Source organism: Shewanella sp. SG41-4, from assembly GCF_014164505.1.
Classification (GTDB): Bacteria; Pseudomonadota; Gammaproteobacteria; order Enterobacterales; family Shewanellaceae; genus Shewanella.
In genome coordinates, this window is sequence record NZ_JACJFI010000577.1 from 1 (window position 1) to 1,489 (window position 1,489).

General features: G+C 34.5%; 1 protein-coding gene. It reads right to left on the bottom strand.

From position 1 onward, the window contains the following. The coding region (locus H5202_RS22375) for a PAS domain-containing protein (RefSeq protein ID WP_259397447.1) at positions 1-1,439 on the bottom strand (1,439 nt) is incomplete at its 3' end. Positions 1,440-1,489 lie beyond the last annotated feature (50 nt).

Sequence of the window (1,489 nt, forward strand, 5' to 3'; positions counted from 1 at the left end):
CCCACATAATGACTTGTTTCGCCTTGCTCATTGTATATTGCGTCAATGGTCAGTTCCATTAAGAAGTAATTATCTTTACCTTTACTCGCTTCTATTTCACCGCTCCAACGACCTTGTTGCTTTAGCAAGTTTCTTATTTGTTCAGAATAACTGGCTGGATAACGACTGAAATTGAGAATTTCATCGACAAATTTTTCTTTTGTTGATTCGCTGAGTTCACAACAGGCATTATTGACTTCAACAAATTGATACTTCTCATTGAGGATAAACATTCCTTCAGAAATATTTTCAATCGCTCTAGCGAATAAACGAAGTTGTTCTTCTGCTTGTTTAATATTATTAATGTCTTTAATGGTGCCAGTCATTCGAAGCGGCACATCTTTCTGATCGCGTTCAACTATCTTGGCCCTGTCTAAGATCCAGATCCATTGTTGGTTTCGTGCTTTAACACGATAAGCAATTTCGAAGTGATCGGTTAGGGCATTGAAATGATCATTTAGCGCCTTTGTCACACGATCTCTATCGAGAGGGTGTATATTACTTTCTTCATCTGGATGACCCGAGCGCCGGCCGTCTTGAGGGAAGTCTAAAGAACCCCAAATATTAGAACGGTAGATTTTGCCGCTTTCAATATCCCAGTCCCACATTTCGTCGCCACTCCCCCATAGAGATAGCTTTAAACGCTCTTCACTTTGGGCTATTTGTTTTTGAATTTCTCGCCGGCGAATTATTACTTTAAAAGATAGAGTTATAAGGGTTAATATAAATAGGCTATATACCAATTTGGCTTCTAAAGATAACCACCAAGGAGGTGTAACTAATATTTTTATACTTTTAACATCAGTTTTTTTACCTGACAACCTATTCTCAGAATATAATTTAAAAGTATAATTTCCTGCTGATAAGTTTGTATAGGTTACACTGTTACTTCCTTTTGTAGATAACCAGTTTTTTTCTAAATCTTCTAAGTAATAAAAAAATTCAAAATTGTTATTATCTTTTCCCAATATGTTGAACTTTATTGTAAATGGATAGTCTGAATGTTTTAATGTTATTTCATCTAGATTATCTATAGGTTTTTTTAGAATGCTTGAACCAATGCTGACAGGGCTATTAAATAAAAGAAAATCTGTAAGTTTTATTGTGTCTGTAGAATTAATGGACATAGCGGCTAATATTTTATTCGGCTCTACTAAACTAAGCCCATCGGGCCCTCCAAATAATACAGACTTATTCATCACTAATAATGACTGAGTGTTGTAATCTTTTAAAACGCCATTGTCAATATTAAGAGTATGGGTGATAGCTGTCTCTGTATCAATAATATAGACTTCTCTATTTGATGATGCAACAAGCACGTTGTCAATAAAAGCCATTGAATATATAAGTTTTTTTCTATTAAATATCACCTTGGGTTTGGTGGTTGCATTGTTGTCCATCGAGTAAATAGCACTTCGAGTACCAAAATAAATTTTATTTTTATTAACAA